We start from the raw sequence: 15279 nt of genomic DNA, 5'->3' as shown, positions 1-15279 counted from the left end.
ACATCCCGACGGCACTCACCCGCTGAAATAGCGCTCCAGCACCGCTTCGGTCGCCGGGCCGAAGACGCCGTCAGCCTCAAGCCCGTGGGCGGCCTGAAACAGCGTGACCGCCCGGCGCGTATTGATCCCGTAGAACCCGTCCTGCCGCAACGGCCAGCCCGCCGCGTCCAGCTTGCGCTGCAGCGCAAGCACGTCGATCCCGAACAGCAACGGCTCCTCCACGCTGAGAACGCGGTACACCATCCGGACCCTGGCTTCGTCCCCGTCTTGCGACAGATCGAAACGCGCCACGGTCTGCCCGTCGAGCGACGGCTCTTCCCCGGAATCGGAGCCATCCGTTCCCGCCGTATCCCGTGGCACCGGCTCCTTCGTCAACGCCGCCTTGACGGCCAGCCCACGCGCCGGAGCCCGTGCGACGCGGGCCACCGGCTCGGGGGCCGCCCCCTGCGCCACGACCGGATCATCGGTGGCAGGAAGGCCCTCCGGGCAGAACTTGCCGTCAACGGGATGGTTCTGACTGGCGATGGCGGTCATGTACATGGCCCGCGCGCCCTCGAACACGCCCTCGATGCGAAAGGACCGCAACCCATCCGGCAAATAATCCCTGAGCGCGATGAGCTCTTGCCGGTCGCGCCCTTCGGTGCGCACAAGCACGTCGTAATCGCCGATCTGCACCTCCCGCCCGTCATACCCGATCATGCAATCGTTGATGACGACCTTGCCGGGATGGACACCGCCCTTGTATTTGGCCCGGCACACCAGAAGCCGGCCATGATACCGGTCGTCCCGGTTTTCCTGCCCCGAGAAGATTGCCGGACTTTCGCCCTTGGCAACCTCGTCGTCGCTCCACGCCTCCTCGAACGCGCGGCGGGTCATCCACTCATAGCTGCCGGCAGGGGCCGACAGCATCGTATAGCTGCTGGCCTCTCTCTCTTCGCCCGCATAGGTCCAGTTGCATTTGCCCGCGACCACCTTGCCGGGATGCTCCCCGACACCGCAGATGTAAAGATCCCGGCGCGTGTTGCGATCGGGAACAGGTTCGTCTCCGGCCAGGACATAGGTGCTTCGCGGCGCGCTGCCCGCGGCGCGCCAGCTTGTCGTCGGCACATAATGCAGACGGGCATTGCCGGTGATTTCGACATCGACGTGAAAGGGCTGGTTCGCGATCCGCCGCTCATAGGCCACCACGCTCACCTCGAAATAATGCCGGGGCGGAATCGGCCCTTCGATCTGGCTCGAAAGCACCAGGGTCTTGCCCTGCCCGGTGCTTTCCGAGGACGACGAGGACACCGTGCCGGTCACCTTCCCCGACACGCTGACCAGGGGCCAGTTGGCTTCCACCCCGACTTCGACAGCAAGCGAACTGCTGTCGGTTGTCGAAAAGGAATAGGTATCGGTATGCGACGCTTCGATCAGCTTGCGGCCGATCCGCGTACTGTCATAGGCACAATTCATGAACGGCGTAGAGCCCTTCCCGACGGGGATCAGCCCCAGCGGCTCGGCACTCTCCCCCCACACCAGCGGCCCCGGCGAAATGTCGCTTTCCAGTTCGATCCGTCCAAGCCTGTGCCCGGCCGGCGTAAGGGCCCGGAAATCCTGATTTTTCTCCAGTTCCGCCTTCAGCTTCTCACCCAGTTGGCCAAGATCGAGGCTCGCGGCGGCCTGCGCGCCGAGCACCAGCGCGGCAAGGGCATAAAAGGATAGTCGGTAAAACATATTGGCCTCATGAAATTGAATTGGGTCACAACTCTGAGGCTAACATACCATAGTTTTCTACAATTCAGGCGCCGCATCGCCCGGCTGGCGCCGCGCGCTCTGGTCCGCGATCTCGAATGCGGGGTCGTACCTGACGGGAAAATTGACCGAACGCGCGATGAAACAGACATCGTGGATACGCTCGTGAAGGGCGGCCGCTTTTTCCATGTCCGTCCCCGGCAGGACCGTTATGCGCGGGCGCAGGGTTGCCGACACGAAGCGCCCCGCGCCTCCGGCAGCGACTTCGCCCGTGGCCACGGGGGTATCCTCATAAGCGGTCACCACGATTCCCGCGTCCGAGGCAAAATGCAGATACCAAAGCATATGACAGGCCGACAACGCCGACAGAAGAAGGTCTTCGGGATTCATCTTTGCCGGATCGCCCCCGAGAAGCGGATCGTTCGAACATTGCACAACGACCTTGCCCGGCACGGCGATGTCCCATGTGCGATCATAGCCGCGATAGCCCGACGTGCCCTCGCCACGGTTTCCCGTCCAGACCACTTGGGAGGTGTAGTCATGTTCCATTCAGATATCCTGTCCTGTCAGTTCCGTTCAGGGCCATACCGAAACCCGCTCATCCTGCCGCCTGGCCGGGCGTGCCCGATCCCATGATGCCAGCAGGCGCCACGGAACACGAGCGTGAACGTGAACATGAACATGAACGGCCCTACCGATCTGGTGGCGGATGGCGAAACGAGGATCGACGAAGACAACAAGCGCGCCATCGCCAGCTTCATAGATGAGGCAAAGCGTTGACCGGATCACGTCTTGGCAGACGGCTTTTGAAACGCACGTTCAGCGATGATTGAAACGCCCACAGGCGCAGATGCAGGATTTTCAATCGGCTTTCGACGAGGTCTTGACCGCCTATACCGGGAAACAGCCGCCCGCAACACCCCGCCGCCAAAGCCTTGACTTTCCCGTCCACTGGCCCTGAACTGACCTGCACCCTCTCCCATCGGCCCCGCCACAGCGGCTGGCGATCAGGTTCAGCAGGAATGACCAACGTGACTCACCGGGATCGCGATATATTCACCACCGCCCATTGGGGCACCTACCGGGTCGATGTCCAGGACGGTCGCGTGATCGCCCTGCGCGATTTCGAACACGACCCGGACCCGTCCCCCATCGGCCACGGGATTGTCGGCGTGCTCGACGGCCCGACCCGGATCACCCGGCCCATGGTGCGCAAGGGCTGGCTGGAACACGGCCCCGGCGCCGCGTCCGAACGGCGCGGCGAGGACGCGTTCGTCCCCGTCACTTGGGACCGGATCAACGACATCGTCGCGCAGGAGCTGCGCCGCATCCGGGAACAACACGGCAACGGCGCGATCTTCGCAGGCTCCTATGGCTGGGCCAGCGCGGGCAGGTTTCACCACGCCCAGGGTCAGCTCAAACGCTTCCTGAACCTGAACGGCGGGTTCGTGCGCTCGGTCAACAGCTATAGCTATGCCGCCGCCGAGGTGACGGTCCCGCATGTCATCGGCGATTTCACCAAACTGGTGCAGGACACGACCAGTTGGGCCTCCGTCGCGCAGAACGCCGAACTGTTCGTCGCGTTTGGCGGTGTCCCGCTGAAGAACGGACAGATCAATCAGGGCGGCACCGGTCGGCACGTCCAAAGGGCCGGGCTGCGCGCGGCACATGCCAACGGCGTGCAATTCGTCAATGTCTCGCCGCTCAAATCCGACCTTCTCGAGGAAACCGGCGCGGACTGGATCGCGCCGCGCCCCTCGTCGGACACGGCCCTGATGCTGGCCCTGTGCCACACGCTTCTGGCCCAAGACCTGCATGACCGCGCGTTCCTCGATCGCTACTGCCACGGCTTCGACCGTTTCGCCGCCTATCTGACCGGCGAGACCGACGGGCAGGCCAAAACCGCCGACTGGGCCGCAGACCTCTGCGATCTGCCCGCCGACACGATCCGCGCCCTCGCCCGGCGCATGGCCGGGCATCGGACGATGACCTCCATCGCCTGGGCCCTGACCCGGCAGGATCACGGCGAAATGGCCTATTGGGCCGCCATTTCCCTTGCCGCCATGCTCGGGCAGATCGGACTGCCCGGCACCGGCATCGGGTTCGGCTATTCCGCCGAAAACTTCATTGGCGCGTCCCTGAGCTGGCCGCACATGGCCGCCTTTCCGCAAGGGCGGAACCCGGTTGACGATTTCATCCCCGTCGCCCGGATCAGCGACATGCTGGAAAATCCGGGCGGGGCCTATGATTTCAATGGTCAGCGGCGCACCTACCCCGATATCCGCATGATCTGGTGGGCCGGGGGCAATCCCTTCCACCACCATCAGGATCTGAACCGGTTCCGCCGCGCCCTGCCCCAATGCGAGACATTCATCGTCAACGAATGGTGCTGGAACGCCACCGCCAAACACGCCGATATCGTCCTGCCCTGCACCACGACGCTGGAACGCCGCGATCTGGGCCTGAACCCGCGCGATACATATCAGGTCGCGATGGACCAGGCCATCGACCCCGTCGGCGACGCCAAAAGCGATCACGACATCTTTCGCGGCATCGCGGCCCGGCTGGGCTGTGAAGAGGCCTTCACCGAAGGCCGCACACCGGACGATTGGCAACGTCACCTCTACGATGTCACCCGGCAGCAGGTTGCGGCATCGGGCATCGAATTGCCCGGCTGGGAGGAATTCCAGTCAAAAGGCTGGGCCGAACTGCCCCCGCCCGAATCCGAGCCGGTCCTGCTCTCGGCCTTCCGGGCCGATCCCGAGGCCAACCCGCTCGACACCCCGTCGGGCCGGATCGAACTGTTTTCCGAAACGGTCGCCGGGTTCGGCTATGACGATGTGCCCGGCCATGCGGCCTGGACCGCGCCGGTCGAATGGCTCGGATCCGCGCGCCTCGGCGAATTGCACATGATCTCCAACCAGCCACGCACCAAGCTGCACAGCCAGCTCGACCACGGCAGCGTGAGCCAATCGGACCGCATCCGGGGGCGCGTGCCCCTGACCATGCACCCGGCCGATGCCGCGGCGCGGGATCTCTCCGAAGGGGACATCGTTCGCGTCTTCAACGACCGGGGCGCCTTCCTCGCGGGGCTCTGTCTCAGCGAAACGCTCCGTCCCGGCGTCATCCAGATCGCGACCGGCGCATGGTTCGATCCGCTCGACGGCCAGTGCCGTGTGGGAAATCCCAACGCCGTGACGCGCGACGCCGGAACCTCGCGGCTGGCGCAGGGCCCCACCGCGCATTCCTGTCTCGTGCGCGTCGAGGCTCACACCGGTCCGCTGCCCGAGGTAAAGGCCTATTCCCCGCCGGAGATTCTGGAAAACACCTGACGCTTGCGTCCATGTTGTACGCAGCTTTGCCCGTGGGGCCCGAATTTCGTACAAAACCCGCGTACACTTCGTACGTTTTGTACGAAACGCAACCCCGCCGGACTACGCTCTGGCAGGTGCGGATTTCTGAATATCGGGGCTCAGCATCCGCACCCCCCGCTCCCGCAGTACCCCGGAAAGCGGCGCCGTGGGGTGCCGGTCACTGACGAGCGATCCAATCTCGTCTAGACTCGCAACCCGCGTCATATGGGTCTGCCCGAACTTGCTGGCGTCGATCAGGAAATGGCGCACCCGGCTCTGGCGCATCATGGCCCGCTTGACCGCGCCGAACCCGGCAATCGCCTCGGTGACGCCGACCTCGCTCAGCCCCGCAGCCCCAATAAAACAAGCGTCTACGTTATAACCGGCCAGGTATTCGCAGGTTTCCGTTCCCACCACCGCAGCTTCGCGCGGCAGGTACTCACCGGGCGCAAGACGCACATCCGTCGCCGGGCTTTGCCCCAGGATCATCGCCACCTGAAGGCTGTTCGTGATCACCGTCACCCGCGTTTCCGCAAAGGCCAGGAAGCGTGCGAACTCCATCGTCGTGGCCCCGGCATCGACCATGATCGAACTCCCCTCCGCCACCAGCGAGGCCGCAAACCGCCCAAGACGCTCACGCTCCGCCACCCGCTGATGCCGCCGCGCATCCAGATCGTGATGCGCCCCCGCATGCCGCGCCGACGCCCCCCCATGCGCGCGCTGCAAAAGTCCGTCGCGTCCAAGGTCTTCGATGTCGCGCCGTACCGTTTCCGTGGTCACACCGAATTGCTTGGCCAGTTCGGCAACCCTGACATGCGGCTTGAGCTTCAGCTCCAGCAGGATTTGCTCGTGCCGTTCCTGCTTCTTGTATCGCCGTGTGGTCACGGTGGGAAACTCCCCGACATATTGTCGTGTTGTGGCTCTTCCCAAAAAATACTTTGGTTTTCCAAAATTTCCAGAGAATTTATCTTGCATATCGCAGATATCAATGCTGTCATCCCCCCGACTGAGCCCGGCCAACCGGGCGCAGGACAAAATATATGGGAGGAGAAGACCATGCTCAGACAGACGGCATTGGGAACGACGTTCCTGGCGACACTTGCCCTTGTGGCGGGGTCCGCCTTTGCACAAGAGACGGAGATGGCAGCGCTCGACAGTCAATATACCGACGCGGACGGCGATCTCGTGGCCGACGCGCCAGAAGACCCGAGCGCGCTGAAAGACCCCGACACGCTCGTGTTCGCCTACACGCCGGTCGAAGATCCGGCGATCTACGAAGACATCTGGAACCCCTTCATCGAACATCTGGAAGAGGTGACCGGCAAGGACGTGCAGTTCTTCGCGGTGCAGTCGAACTCGGCCGAGGTCGAGGCCATGCGCTCGGGCCGTCTGCATATCGCAGGCTTTTCAACCGGCCCCACACCCTTCGCGGTGAACCTCGCCGGGGCCGTGCCCTTTGCGATCATGGGCGGTGATGACGGCCAGTTCGGCTACAAGCTGCAAATCTACACGCAGGCCGACAGCGACATCAAGGAAGTGGCGGACATGGCCGGCAAGCGCATCGCACACACCTCACCGACCTCGAATTCCGGCAACCTCGCGCCGCGGGCGCTGTTCCCGGACCTCGGCGTCGTGCCGGACGAGGATTACGAAGTGACCTATTCGGGCTCGCACGATCAGTCGATGCTGGGTGTCGTGGCGGGCGATTACGACGCGGCCCCGGTGGCCTCCGAGGTTGTCGACCGGATGGCGGAACGCGGCCTCTACGATCCCGCAGACGTTCGCATCGTCTGGGAAAGCGACCCTTTCCCGACCACGTCTTATGGCTATGCCCACGACCTTGCGCCCGAACTCAAGAAGAAGATCGAAGAAGCCTTCTTCAGCTTCGATTTCGCGGGAACGGCCCTGGGTGAGGAATTCACGGGCGTCAGCAAATTCATTCCGATCACCTACAAGGATCAGTGGAAGGTCATCCGCCAGATTCAGAAGGCGAACGGCGTCGAATACACGCCCGAAGGACTCGCCGCGGAATAAAACCTGTGCGACAGGGGCCGGTGCCACGGCATCGGCCCCTTTCAAGGAGCCAATACATGTTGAAAATCACCGACCTGGTCAAACGATACGGCACGGGAAGCCCGGTTTTGAAAAGCCTCGACCTGACCATCGAGGGCGAAAGCGTCGTGTCCGTCATCGGCTCTTCCGGCGCGGGCAAATCGACCCTCCTGCGCTGCATCAACCGGCTGGTGGAACCCACCTCGGGCAGTATCGAACTGAACGGCACGGAACTGACCCGACTGCGCGGTCGCGAGCTTCGCGCGGCCCGGCGCAAGATCGGGATGGTGTTTCAGGGGTTCAATCTGGTCGATCGCCTGACGGTCATGGAAAACGTTCAGTCCGGGCGGCTCGGCTATATCCCCACATGGGCGGCGGTGATGCGCCGGTATCCCCCAAAAGACATCCGTCGCGCTTATGAACTGATGGAACGGGTCGGCATCGCGCATTACGCCAACAAACGCGCCGACGAGCTTTCCGGCGGCGAGCGTCAGCGCGTCGGCGTGGTTCGCGCATTGATGCAAGACCCCGAAATATTGCTGGCGGACGAACCCACCGCATCGCTCGACCCAAAGACGTCCGAGCAGATCATGGGGCTGCTGCGCGACCTGGCGGGTGAGCTGAAACTGCCGGTACTCATCAACATCCACAACGTCACCGAAGCCAAGATTTACACCGACCGGATCGTCGGCATGCGCTATGGCCGGATCATCTTTGACGACACGCCCGACAAGCTGGATCAGGAGGCGATGGACCAGATCTATTCCGGCAGCCCCCATGCCGACCGCAGCGAAGACCTGAAAGAAGCGTCATGAGCGGCACACCCGACACCTGGCGCAAACCGCCCTTCATCGCCAACCGCTGGGTGCGCTGGACGGTCTATCTCGGAGTGATCTCCTATATCCTCTGGGTCGGGACAAGCCTGCCCGTCGACTGGGAACGGGTCGCCGACGGACTCGGCCGGGCCAAACGAATCTTCGGCGGGGCCTTCCCCCCGAGCTTCGAGCGCAGCGGCCTGCTGATCGACGGGTTTCTCGAAAGCCTGAAAATCGCCCTGCTGGCCACTGCGGGCGGCGTGGCGCTGTCGATCCCCATTGCCTTCATGGCCGCGCGCAACATCGCACCGCTGCCGATCTACTATCTCGGTCGCGCGATCATCATCATCGCCCGCAGCTTTCACCCGGTGATCGTTGCGATCATCTTCGTCAAGGCAGTGGGTTTCGGCCCGTTCGCAGGGGTGCTGACGCTGATCGTCTACTCCATCGGCTTCGTCGCCAAGATGCTGGCCGAGCGGATAGAAGAGATAGATTTCGGCCAGGTCGAGGCAATGCGCGCCGCCGGAGCACCTTACCTCTCGACATTGTTCTACGCGATCTTCCCGCAGATCATGCCGCGCCAGATCGGCCTTTCGATCTATCAGCTCGATTCCAACCTGCGCGCTTCGGCTGTCGTGGGAATCGTCGGCGCCGGAGGGATCGGCGCGACGCTCGCCAACGCCTTCGGGCGCTATGACTATGATTTCGCACTGGCCATCACCATCGTCATCGTCGGCGTGATCCTGATTTCCGAAGGGATCAGCGGCGTAATAAGGAAGCGCATCGGATGAGCACCATTGCCGAAAAATTCGGGCGTGAGGACTGGTCTCGCTTTACCCCGAAACAACGGATGCAGCGGTACGCCGCATTCGCCTTCAGCGCGCTGGCGCTCGGTTGGGCGCTGAGTTCGATCGACGTCATCTGGGCCTGGGTCTGGGATGCGCCGGAACAGATGGGCGACCTTCTGGGCCGGATGTATCCCCCCGACCCGTCCAACCTCGGCACGATCCTGAACGTGCTGATGGAAACGGTCAATATCGCCACCTTCGCGACGGCCCTCGGTGTTCTGATGTCCTTGCCGGTGGCTTATCTAGCGGCGCAGAACACCACCCCCAACCGCGCCACACTATGGTTCGGGCGGCTGATCCTGGTCACGTCGCGTTCCGTCAACACCATCATTTGGGCACTGCTTTTCGTCGCGATCTTCGGCCCTGGCGTCGTCGCCGGTATCCTCGCCATCATGTTCCGGTCCATCGGCTTTATCGGCAAGCTTCTCGGCGAAGCGATCGAGGAAATCGACAAGCGCCCGGTCGAGGCGCTCGAAGCCACCGGCGCCTCGCGTTTCAAGGTGATCGTCTATGCGATCATACCGCAGGTCATGCCGACCTTCTGGGCCGTCGCGATCCTGCGGTGGGATATCAACCTGCGGGAATCCACCGTGCTTGGCCTCGTCGGGGCTGGCGGGATCGGCATCATCCTGCAAGGCGCAATCGACACTTTCAACTGGCCCGAAGCGGCGACCGTTCTTCTGGCGATCCTGGCGCTGGTGGTACTGGGTGAGATCGTCTCGGCCTTCCTGCGGCGGCGTATCCTTTGAACCGGATGATGACGACAGACGCCGAGACCGCATTCAACGCCTATCTCTCGGTCCGCCATCGCCTGCCCAACGCCACGTTCGGCACAAGCTGGACAGTCGTGCCATCGCTGGAGAAGATCGCGGAGACGTTCGATCTGATCCTGCTCGACGCCTATGGCGTGTTGAATGTCGGCGAAACCCCGATTGAGGGGGCGGTCGAAAGGATTGCAGCGCTGCGGGCGGCGGGCAAGCGGGTCATGGTGGTGTCGAACTCCGCAGGGTATCCCAAGGCGCGGATGATGCAGCGCTATGCCCGTCTCGGTTTCGATTTCACCCCGTCCGAGGTGGTCACAAGCCGCGAAGCGCTGCTTGCGCATCTCGCCGACTTGCCACGCCGGAGATGGGGCATGATGCTTAACGTGTCCAACGGGAGCGACGACCTGAACGGGATCGACGCGCATGTCCTTGCGGACGACCCCGCCGCCTATGACGCAGCCGAAGGCATCCTGCTGGTCGGCTCGGATGGCTGGACGGATGCGCGCCAGGACATGCTCGAAAATTCGCTGCGCAAAAATCCCCGGCCGGTGATCGTCGGCAACCCCGATATCGTCGCCCCGCGCGAGGGCGGGCTGTCACGTGAGCCCGGCTATTTCGCGCACCGGCTCGCCGATGTCACGGGGATCGAACCGCGGTTTCTGGGCAAGCCTTTTGGTGAAATCTACGACCTTGCGCTGGCACGCCACGATCCGCCACCGCCCCCTGCCCGCGTGCTGATGGTCGGCGATACGCTGCACACCGATGTCCTTGGCGGGCGGCACATGGGGTTTGCCACGGCGCTGGTCATGAATCACGGCCTGCTGGCCGGGATGGACGCCGACACGGCGGTACGCCGGTCCGGCATCGCGCCGGATTTCGTTATCGGCCAGATATGATCGCCGCCCGAGACCGTCCCGGAACACCCCGACCGGGCAGCAACTCACCCGGTCACGTATCCCCCATATTGCTAAGGATACTCTCGGCATTGATGATTGATTGCGCGATCTCTGTGGTGGTCGCCCTTTTCGCCATCGCCTGCTTGCGTATCAGATCGTAGGCTTGCCTCTCGGTAATTCCGCGATGCCGCATCAGAATGAACTTGGCGTCATTCACCTTCTGCACGTTGTCGAGTTTCTCGCGCAGCTTGGTGAGGTCTTTTTCAAAGCGCAACTGCTCCTGCTGGAACCGGCGCGCCATCAGCATACTGCTCAACACACCCGCGGCACGCACGGGTTTCATCAAAACCGAATGCGCCCCGATCTCGAAAATGAGGTCGAGAACCGAAGGATTTTCATAGCCGATAATGGCCACGACCGAAGGCGATTTCGAGCTGCTTCCGATAAATGACTTCAGCCTTTGCGCGTTTTGATCCGTCACATCGACAAAGACCAGATCGAACTTCTCCGGCAGCGTTTTGGGCACCGGCCACATATGGTCAAAATTACACCCGATCCTGTTGACTTGCTGCATCAGCTCGTCGGCGCTTCTGTCCCTCGGATGGACGACAAGCGCATGAAGATCCCTGAGATCCTGGATCGGATCACTCATCCTAACGCCCGCCTCCGGCTACTTTCAGCGTCCGGAAGCTCCAGTCATGGATGGCTGGAAACACCAGATAGGGGTCTGGCTTGATCGCGCGGCGAACCTTGGCCTCGATGACGAATTCACCGTTGTCATCCACCTTCGCAATTCGCGACTGCAGGTAGGTGTGATTGTTGTCGGGGTCGATCTTGATCTGCCCCTGGGGGGCGTCAAAGCTCGCGCCGAGCAACGCCTCTCGCAGGCATTCGGTATCGACCTCACCCGTTTCTTCAAGCGCAAGAGCAAACATATGGACTTGGCTATAGGTCGCTTCGCAACAACTGGTGACATCCACTGTCGAACCGAATTTTTCCTCGTATGCCTTGAGGAACCGGCGATTGGCCGGTGAATTGACCGAGCGGAAATACGGTGCGGCGGTGATGTGCCCGACCGAAGCTTCAGGACCTATGGCGTCGATCTCCCCTTCATTCGTGGTCAGGCTGGCAATTGGACATTTTCGACCGTCCCCACCGGCCAGATGATAGGCTTTATAGAACTCAATACAGGCTTGTCCGACAACTGTCGAAAAAATTGCATCGGGCTTCACCTTCATGATCTCGTCGACGACGCCAGAGAAATCCGCGGCTTCCGCCCCGAGGTCGAAATAGACTTCTCCCGTGACTTCCCCGCCGCCCTGGCGAAGGACATTGCGCATGACGCGGTTGGATTCCCTCGGATAGATGTAATCTGACCCGACAAAGAAAACGCGTTTCCCATAGGTGTTCATCAGGAAATTGGCCAGCGGAACGCTGTTCTGGTTCGGACATGCACCGCCATAGATCACGTTGGGAGAATACTCGAAGCCTTCGTAAAGGGTCGGATAGAAAAACAACGCGTTCCGGCGTTCGACAACGGGCAGCACTTCTTTGCGCGATGACGACATGTAGCAACCGAAAATCACACTGATCTTGTCTTCGACAATCAGTTTTTCCGCCAGTTCCCCGTATCGTTTGACGACTGAGGCGGGATCATAGCGAACGGGCTCCAATGGACGGCCGAGCACGCCGCCTTTGGCGTTGATCTGGTCGATCGCAAGCAACGCACCGTTCAGTTGCGATCGCTCGATAATCGACGTTACCCCCGTCACCGAAAACAGCAGCCCGATTTTCCAACTTTCCAACGAAGAAATCCCTTTCAAAACTGTCGAAATGAAACAATTCCATCTCGGTACTGGGCCTGGATCCTGGTTACGGCGCTTCCGTCAGGAGGCGAGAAATCTCCGTGATCGCCAAGCAGATACCCGGCCAGAGGAAACTCCAGGTGGCGCCTTATCGCACGCCGAAGCCCCCGTGCGCCAAAGCGTTTATCATAGCCTTTCGAGGCAACGAAACCTCTAACCTCGTCGGAAATTTCAAGCCAGAGGTCATGTTTCTTCAGGCGCCGGTTCAAACGTTCGAGTTCCACATCGACAAGCGCCGGCATCTTGTCGCTGCCGATCCAGTTGAACGTATCGATATGATCGATCCTGTTCACCAGTTCAGGCGGAAATCGCTCCAGCAGGCAACGCATGACGATGTCATGCGCGCGTTCGCTCCGCAGTTTGGAGACGCTGGTCAGCCGCGCCCAGATCGCACGCGGGGTAAACGCGACCGCATCGTCGAGCGCCATCAATTCCCGCGCCCCAAGGTTGGACGACATGAAGATCAGGCTGTTTCTGAAGGAATACGTACGTTCCCCCGAAGCTACGGTCAGGATACCATTGTCGAATACGTTCATCAGGGCAAGCACCACTTCGTTGCTCGCTTTTTCGAGTTCGTCGAACAGAACCAGCCCCGGAAGGTTCCGGGTTCCTTCGATCTTTTCCTGATCCAGAATGGTCGTCCCTTCCTTGGACCCCACATATCCCGGCGGTGCGCCTGTAAGCGCGGCGGCATAATGTTCCTGCGAGAGCGTGTTCATATCAATCCTGCAAAACGCATCCGCATCGCCATACATCGCCCGTGCAATCGTGCGGACCGTTTCCGTCTTGCCCACCCCCGTCGGGCCGCAAAAGAGAACGGATGCCAGAGGTTTTCGCGGATCGCCGATATCGGCACGAACGACCTTCAGGATTTCCAACACCTGCCCGATCGCCTCGTCCTGCCCGATGATCGCCGCGCGCAGCTCGGCCTCGACCAGATCGAGATCGAATGAAAAGCGCGATGCAAGAGCACGCGCAGAAGCCGCTTTGTGATCGGCCCTCCCGACAACGCCGGCATTTTCATCCGCCAAGGCGGCTTCGAGCTTTTGTTGTCTCTGGCTGTCACGCATCCGGTCCGTCAGGAAAGGCATGTCCGCTCCTACCAATTAAACTGAGGATGAGCGGCCCGGCCGGGCCGCCCATATAGCTCATGAAAGATCATTTCGCTTCTTTTTCTTTGGCGCCTGTCGGCAACCCCCCGACGGGGCAGCAGGCCACGCCAATCGTCGAACGCGTGAAGGACTCGACATGCTCGCGCGTTTTTTCCGCGTCATTGACCCAGTTGCGATAGAACTCGAACGGACATTCCGCCACGCCCTTGTCGCCGTCACCCGAGGCATGAATGCCGGTATATCCGCGGTGCAGCAGCTTGAAGAGATGGTTCTGCGATTGATCGTTGGCGCGCGCATCGCGAATTTCCGGGATCGAAAGCTGGGCATACTGGATACCCATCTCTTCCTCGCCGCATTCGCCCAGGGTACGCCCGTCAAATCCGATGATCGCCGAGTGCCCGAAATAGCTGTAGACACCGTCGAAGCCCGCGGCGTTGGCCACCGCGACATAGCTGTTGTTGGCCCAAGCCATGGCTTTGGCCATGATGACCTGCTGATCTTTCGCGGGATACATATATCCCTGGCAGCGAACGATCAGTTCCGCCCCCTTCATCGCGCAATCGCGCCAGATTTCGGGATAGTTGCCATCGTCGCAAATAATCAGGCTGACCTTGAGACCTTTCGGACCTTCGACGACATATGTCTGATCGCCGGGATACCAGCCTTCGATCGGGTTCCAGGGCAGGATCTTGCGATATTTCTGCACGACCTCACCCTTGTTGTTCATCAGGATAAGCGTGTTGTAGGGCGTCTTTTTCGGATGCTCTTCATGACGCTCCCCGGTAAGCGAAAAAACGCCCCAGGTATTGGCCTTGCGGCACGCTCTGGCGAACACTTCCGTTTCGTCGCCGGGAATGCTGGCGGCCGTTTCCATCATCTCGTCAGGGTCGTACATGATGCCCTGCGTGCTGTATTCCGGGAAGATCACCAGATCCATGCCGGGCAGGCCCTGCTTCATTCCGATGATCATGTCCGCAATCTTCTCTGCGTTCTCCATGACCTCGGCCTTGGTATGAAGCCTTGGCATCTTGTAGTTCACAACCGCGACGCCAACCGTGTTGTCGCTGCTTGAAATGTCACCATGTCTCATTTTCTGGTCCTTTCCTGTTGGTCCTTGATGGTGGGTTGCCCTGACCGGTCAGAATGTCAGGTGTTTTTCGACAACGTCGTCGGTGAGGTCTTCGGATTTTCCGCTCAGAACGACGCGTCCCTTGTCCAGCACCAGAAAGCGGTCCGATGCTGTTCGTGCAAACGGCACATTTTGCTCGACAAGGATGATGCCCAGCCCGCGTTCCCGATTGAGCCGGACAATCGCATCCTCGATCTGTTTCACGATATTGGGCTGAATGCCCTCCGTGGGCTCATCGAGGATGAGAATCTTGGGGTCCATGGCCAGCGCTCTGGCAATCGCCAGCTGTTGCTGCTGACCGCCGGACAAATCGCCGCCGCGGCGTGAAATGAACTCGTCGAGAATCGGGAACATCTCGAACAGGTAGTCCGGTATTTCTCGCTTGCCGTCCGGTCGGGCAAATGTGCCCATGAGTATATTTTCGCGAACCGTGAACTGGGGAATGACTTCGCGGCCTTGCGGGATATACGCGATCCCGAGCTTCGATCTCTGGGGCGTCGACAGGCCCAGTATGTCCTGGCTCCCGAAGGCAAGCCCGCCTTCGCAACGATCCGTCAGCCCCATGATGGATTTGAGAAGCGTGGTTTTCCCGACGCCGTTCCGTCCGAGCACCGCCAGGAACTCACCGGGGTCCAGATCGAAAGACACCCCCTGGATCACCGGGCTCTTTCCGTAAAAGGAATACAGGTCTCTCGCTTGCATATTTTCCAT

Annotated in this window: 14 protein-coding genes; 6 read left to right on the top strand and 8 right to left on the bottom strand. The window is 61.2% G+C overall.

Annotated elements, in window-relative coordinates:
* Window positions 1–15 precede the first annotated feature (15 nt).
* Window positions 16–1716: a DM9 repeat-containing protein gene (locus KPG71_RS05645; protein WP_216337131.1), complete on the bottom strand. Its 1701-nt coding sequence runs from the start codon at window positions 1714–1716 to the stop codon at window positions 16–18.
* 57 nt (window positions 1717–1773) lie between these two features.
* On the bottom strand, window positions 1774–2283 hold the full coding sequence (locus KPG71_RS05640) for an OsmC family protein (RefSeq protein ID WP_216337130.1): 510 nt from the start codon (window positions 2281–2283) through the stop codon (window positions 1774–1776).
* A 473-nt stretch (window positions 2284–2756) separates the two neighbouring features.
* Here KPG71_RS05640 and KPG71_RS05635 point away from each other — a divergent pair, with 473 nt between their 5' ends.
* Window positions 2757–5066 (top strand): molybdopterin guanine dinucleotide-containing S/N-oxide reductase, encoded by a 2310-nt coding sequence (locus KPG71_RS05635; RefSeq protein WP_216337129.1) that lies wholly within the window; start codon window positions 2757–2759, stop codon window positions 5064–5066.
* Between the two features lie 102 nt (window positions 5067–5168).
* Here the strand turns inward: KPG71_RS05635 and KPG71_RS05630 are convergent, their stop codons facing one another.
* Entirely contained in the window at window positions 5169–5972 is an 804-nt protein-coding gene (locus KPG71_RS05630) for a DeoR/GlpR family DNA-binding transcription regulator (RefSeq protein WP_367397306.1), read from the bottom strand.
* 171 nt (window positions 5973–6143) lie between these two features.
* Here KPG71_RS05630 and phnD point away from each other — a divergent pair, with 171 nt between their 5' ends.
* The 5 genes from phnD to KPG71_RS05605 are packed head-to-tail and all read left to right on the top strand — an operon-like array spanning window position 6144 to window position 10462.
* On the top strand, window positions 6144–7121 hold the full coding sequence (phnD, locus tag KPG71_RS05625) for a phosphate/phosphite/phosphonate ABC transporter substrate-binding protein (RefSeq protein ID WP_216337127.1): 978 nt from the start codon (window positions 6144–6146) through the stop codon (window positions 7119–7121).
* A 56-nt stretch (window positions 7122–7177) separates the two neighbouring features.
* On the top strand, window positions 7178–7954 hold the full coding sequence (phnC, locus tag KPG71_RS05620) for a phosphonate ABC transporter ATP-binding protein (RefSeq protein WP_216337126.1): 777 nt from the start codon (window positions 7178–7180) through the stop codon (window positions 7952–7954).
* On the top strand, window positions 7951–8745 hold the full coding sequence (phnE, locus tag KPG71_RS05615; RefSeq protein WP_216337125.1) for a phosphonate ABC transporter, permease protein PhnE: 795 nt from the start codon (window positions 7951–7953) through the stop codon (window positions 8743–8745). The genes phnC and phnE (KPG71_RS05615) overlap by 4 nt, the downstream gene beginning before the upstream one ends.
* On the top strand, window positions 8742–9551 hold the full coding sequence (gene phnE / locus KPG71_RS05610) for a phosphonate ABC transporter, permease protein PhnE (protein ID WP_216337124.1): 810 nt from the start codon (window positions 8742–8744) through the stop codon (window positions 9549–9551). Before phnE (KPG71_RS05615) ends, phnE (KPG71_RS05610) begins: the two co-directional genes overlap by 4 nt.
* Window positions 9552–9559: 8 nt before the next feature.
* The gene (locus KPG71_RS05605; RefSeq protein ID WP_216337123.1) at window positions 9560–10462 is read left to right on the top strand and encodes an HAD-IIA family hydrolase; all 903 of its coding nucleotides are present in this window, start codon (window positions 9560–9562) and stop codon (window positions 10460–10462) included.
* A gap of 52 nt (window positions 10463–10514) precedes the next feature.
* Here KPG71_RS05605 and KPG71_RS05600 read toward each other — a convergent pair whose 3' ends face one another.
* From KPG71_RS05600 to urtE, 5 genes are all read right to left on the bottom strand, one after another.
* Window positions 10515–11114: an ANTAR domain-containing response regulator gene (locus tag KPG71_RS05600; RefSeq protein ID WP_253196109.1), complete on the bottom strand. Its 600-nt coding sequence runs from the start codon at window positions 11112–11114 to the stop codon at window positions 10515–10517.
* A gap of 1 nt (window position 11115) precedes the next feature.
* Window positions 11116–12267 (bottom strand): transporter substrate-binding domain-containing protein, encoded by a 1152-nt coding sequence (locus tag KPG71_RS05595; protein WP_253196108.1) that lies wholly within the window; start codon window positions 12265–12267, stop codon window positions 11116–11118.
* A 14-nt stretch (window positions 12268–12281) separates the two neighbouring features.
* A complete protein-coding gene (locus tag KPG71_RS05590; RefSeq protein WP_216337122.1) occupies window positions 12282–13418 on the bottom strand; it encodes an AAA family ATPase in 1137 nt (378 codons plus the stop codon).
* A 67-nt stretch (window positions 13419–13485) separates the two neighbouring features.
* Window positions 13486–14529 carry an aliphatic amidase gene (locus tag KPG71_RS05585; RefSeq protein ID WP_073033831.1) on the bottom strand — a complete coding sequence of 348 codons (1044 nt, stop codon included), beginning with the start codon at window positions 14527–14529 and terminating at the stop codon, window positions 13486–13488.
* Between the two features lie 48 nt (window positions 14530–14577).
* The gene (urtE, locus tag KPG71_RS05580) at window positions 14578–15279 is read right to left on the bottom strand and encodes an urea ABC transporter ATP-binding subunit UrtE (RefSeq protein ID WP_216337121.1); all 702 of its coding nucleotides are present in this window, start codon (window positions 15277–15279) and stop codon (window positions 14578–14580) included.

Origin of the sequence: Roseovarius sp. PS-C2 (genome assembly GCF_018862045.1) — a bacterium.
Classification (GTDB): Bacteria; Pseudomonadota; Alphaproteobacteria; order Rhodobacterales; family Rhodobacteraceae; genus Roseovarius.
This window is presented reverse-complemented; position numbering and strand designations above follow the sequence as displayed.

Bases quoted from the DNA above. Each gene is read 5' to 3' on its own strand.
- KPG71_RS05645 (WP_216337131.1), bottom strand. From the start codon at position 1,716: ATGTTTTACCGACTATCCTTTTATGCCCTTGCCGCGCTGGTGCTCGGC.
- KPG71_RS05640 (WP_216337130.1), bottom strand. From the start codon at position 2,283: ATGGAACATGACTACACCTCCCAAGTGGTCTGGACGGGAAACCGTGGC.
- KPG71_RS05635 (WP_216337129.1), top strand. From the start codon at position 2,757: ATGACCAACGTGACTCACCGGGATCGCGATATATTCACCACCGCCCAT.
- phnD (WP_216337127.1), top strand. From the start codon at position 6,144: ATGCTCAGACAGACGGCATTGGGAACGACGTTCCTGGCGACACTTGCC.
- phnC (WP_216337126.1), top strand. From the start codon at position 7,178: ATGTTGAAAATCACCGACCTGGTCAAACGATACGGCACGGGAAGCCCG.
- phnE (WP_216337125.1), top strand. From the start codon at position 7,951: ATGAGCGGCACACCCGACACCTGGCGCAAACCGCCCTTCATCGCCAAC.
- phnE (WP_216337124.1), top strand. From the start codon at position 8,742: ATGAGCACCATTGCCGAAAAATTCGGGCGTGAGGACTGGTCTCGCTTT.
- KPG71_RS05605 (WP_216337123.1), top strand. From the start codon at position 9,560: ATGACGACAGACGCCGAGACCGCATTCAACGCCTATCTCTCGGTCCGC.
- KPG71_RS05600 (WP_253196109.1), bottom strand. From the start codon at position 11,114: ATGAGTGATCCGATCCAGGATCTCAGGGATCTTCATGCGCTTGTCGTC.
- KPG71_RS05590 (WP_216337122.1), bottom strand. From the start codon at position 13,418: ATGCCTTTCCTGACGGACCGGATGCGTGACAGCCAGAGACAACAAAAG.
- KPG71_RS05585 (WP_073033831.1), bottom strand. From the start codon at position 14,529: ATGAGACATGGTGACATTTCAAGCAGCGACAACACGGTTGGCGTCGCG.
- urtE (WP_216337121.1), bottom strand. From the start codon at position 15,279: ATGGAAAATATGCAAGCGAGAGACCTGTATTCCTTTTACGGAAAGAGC.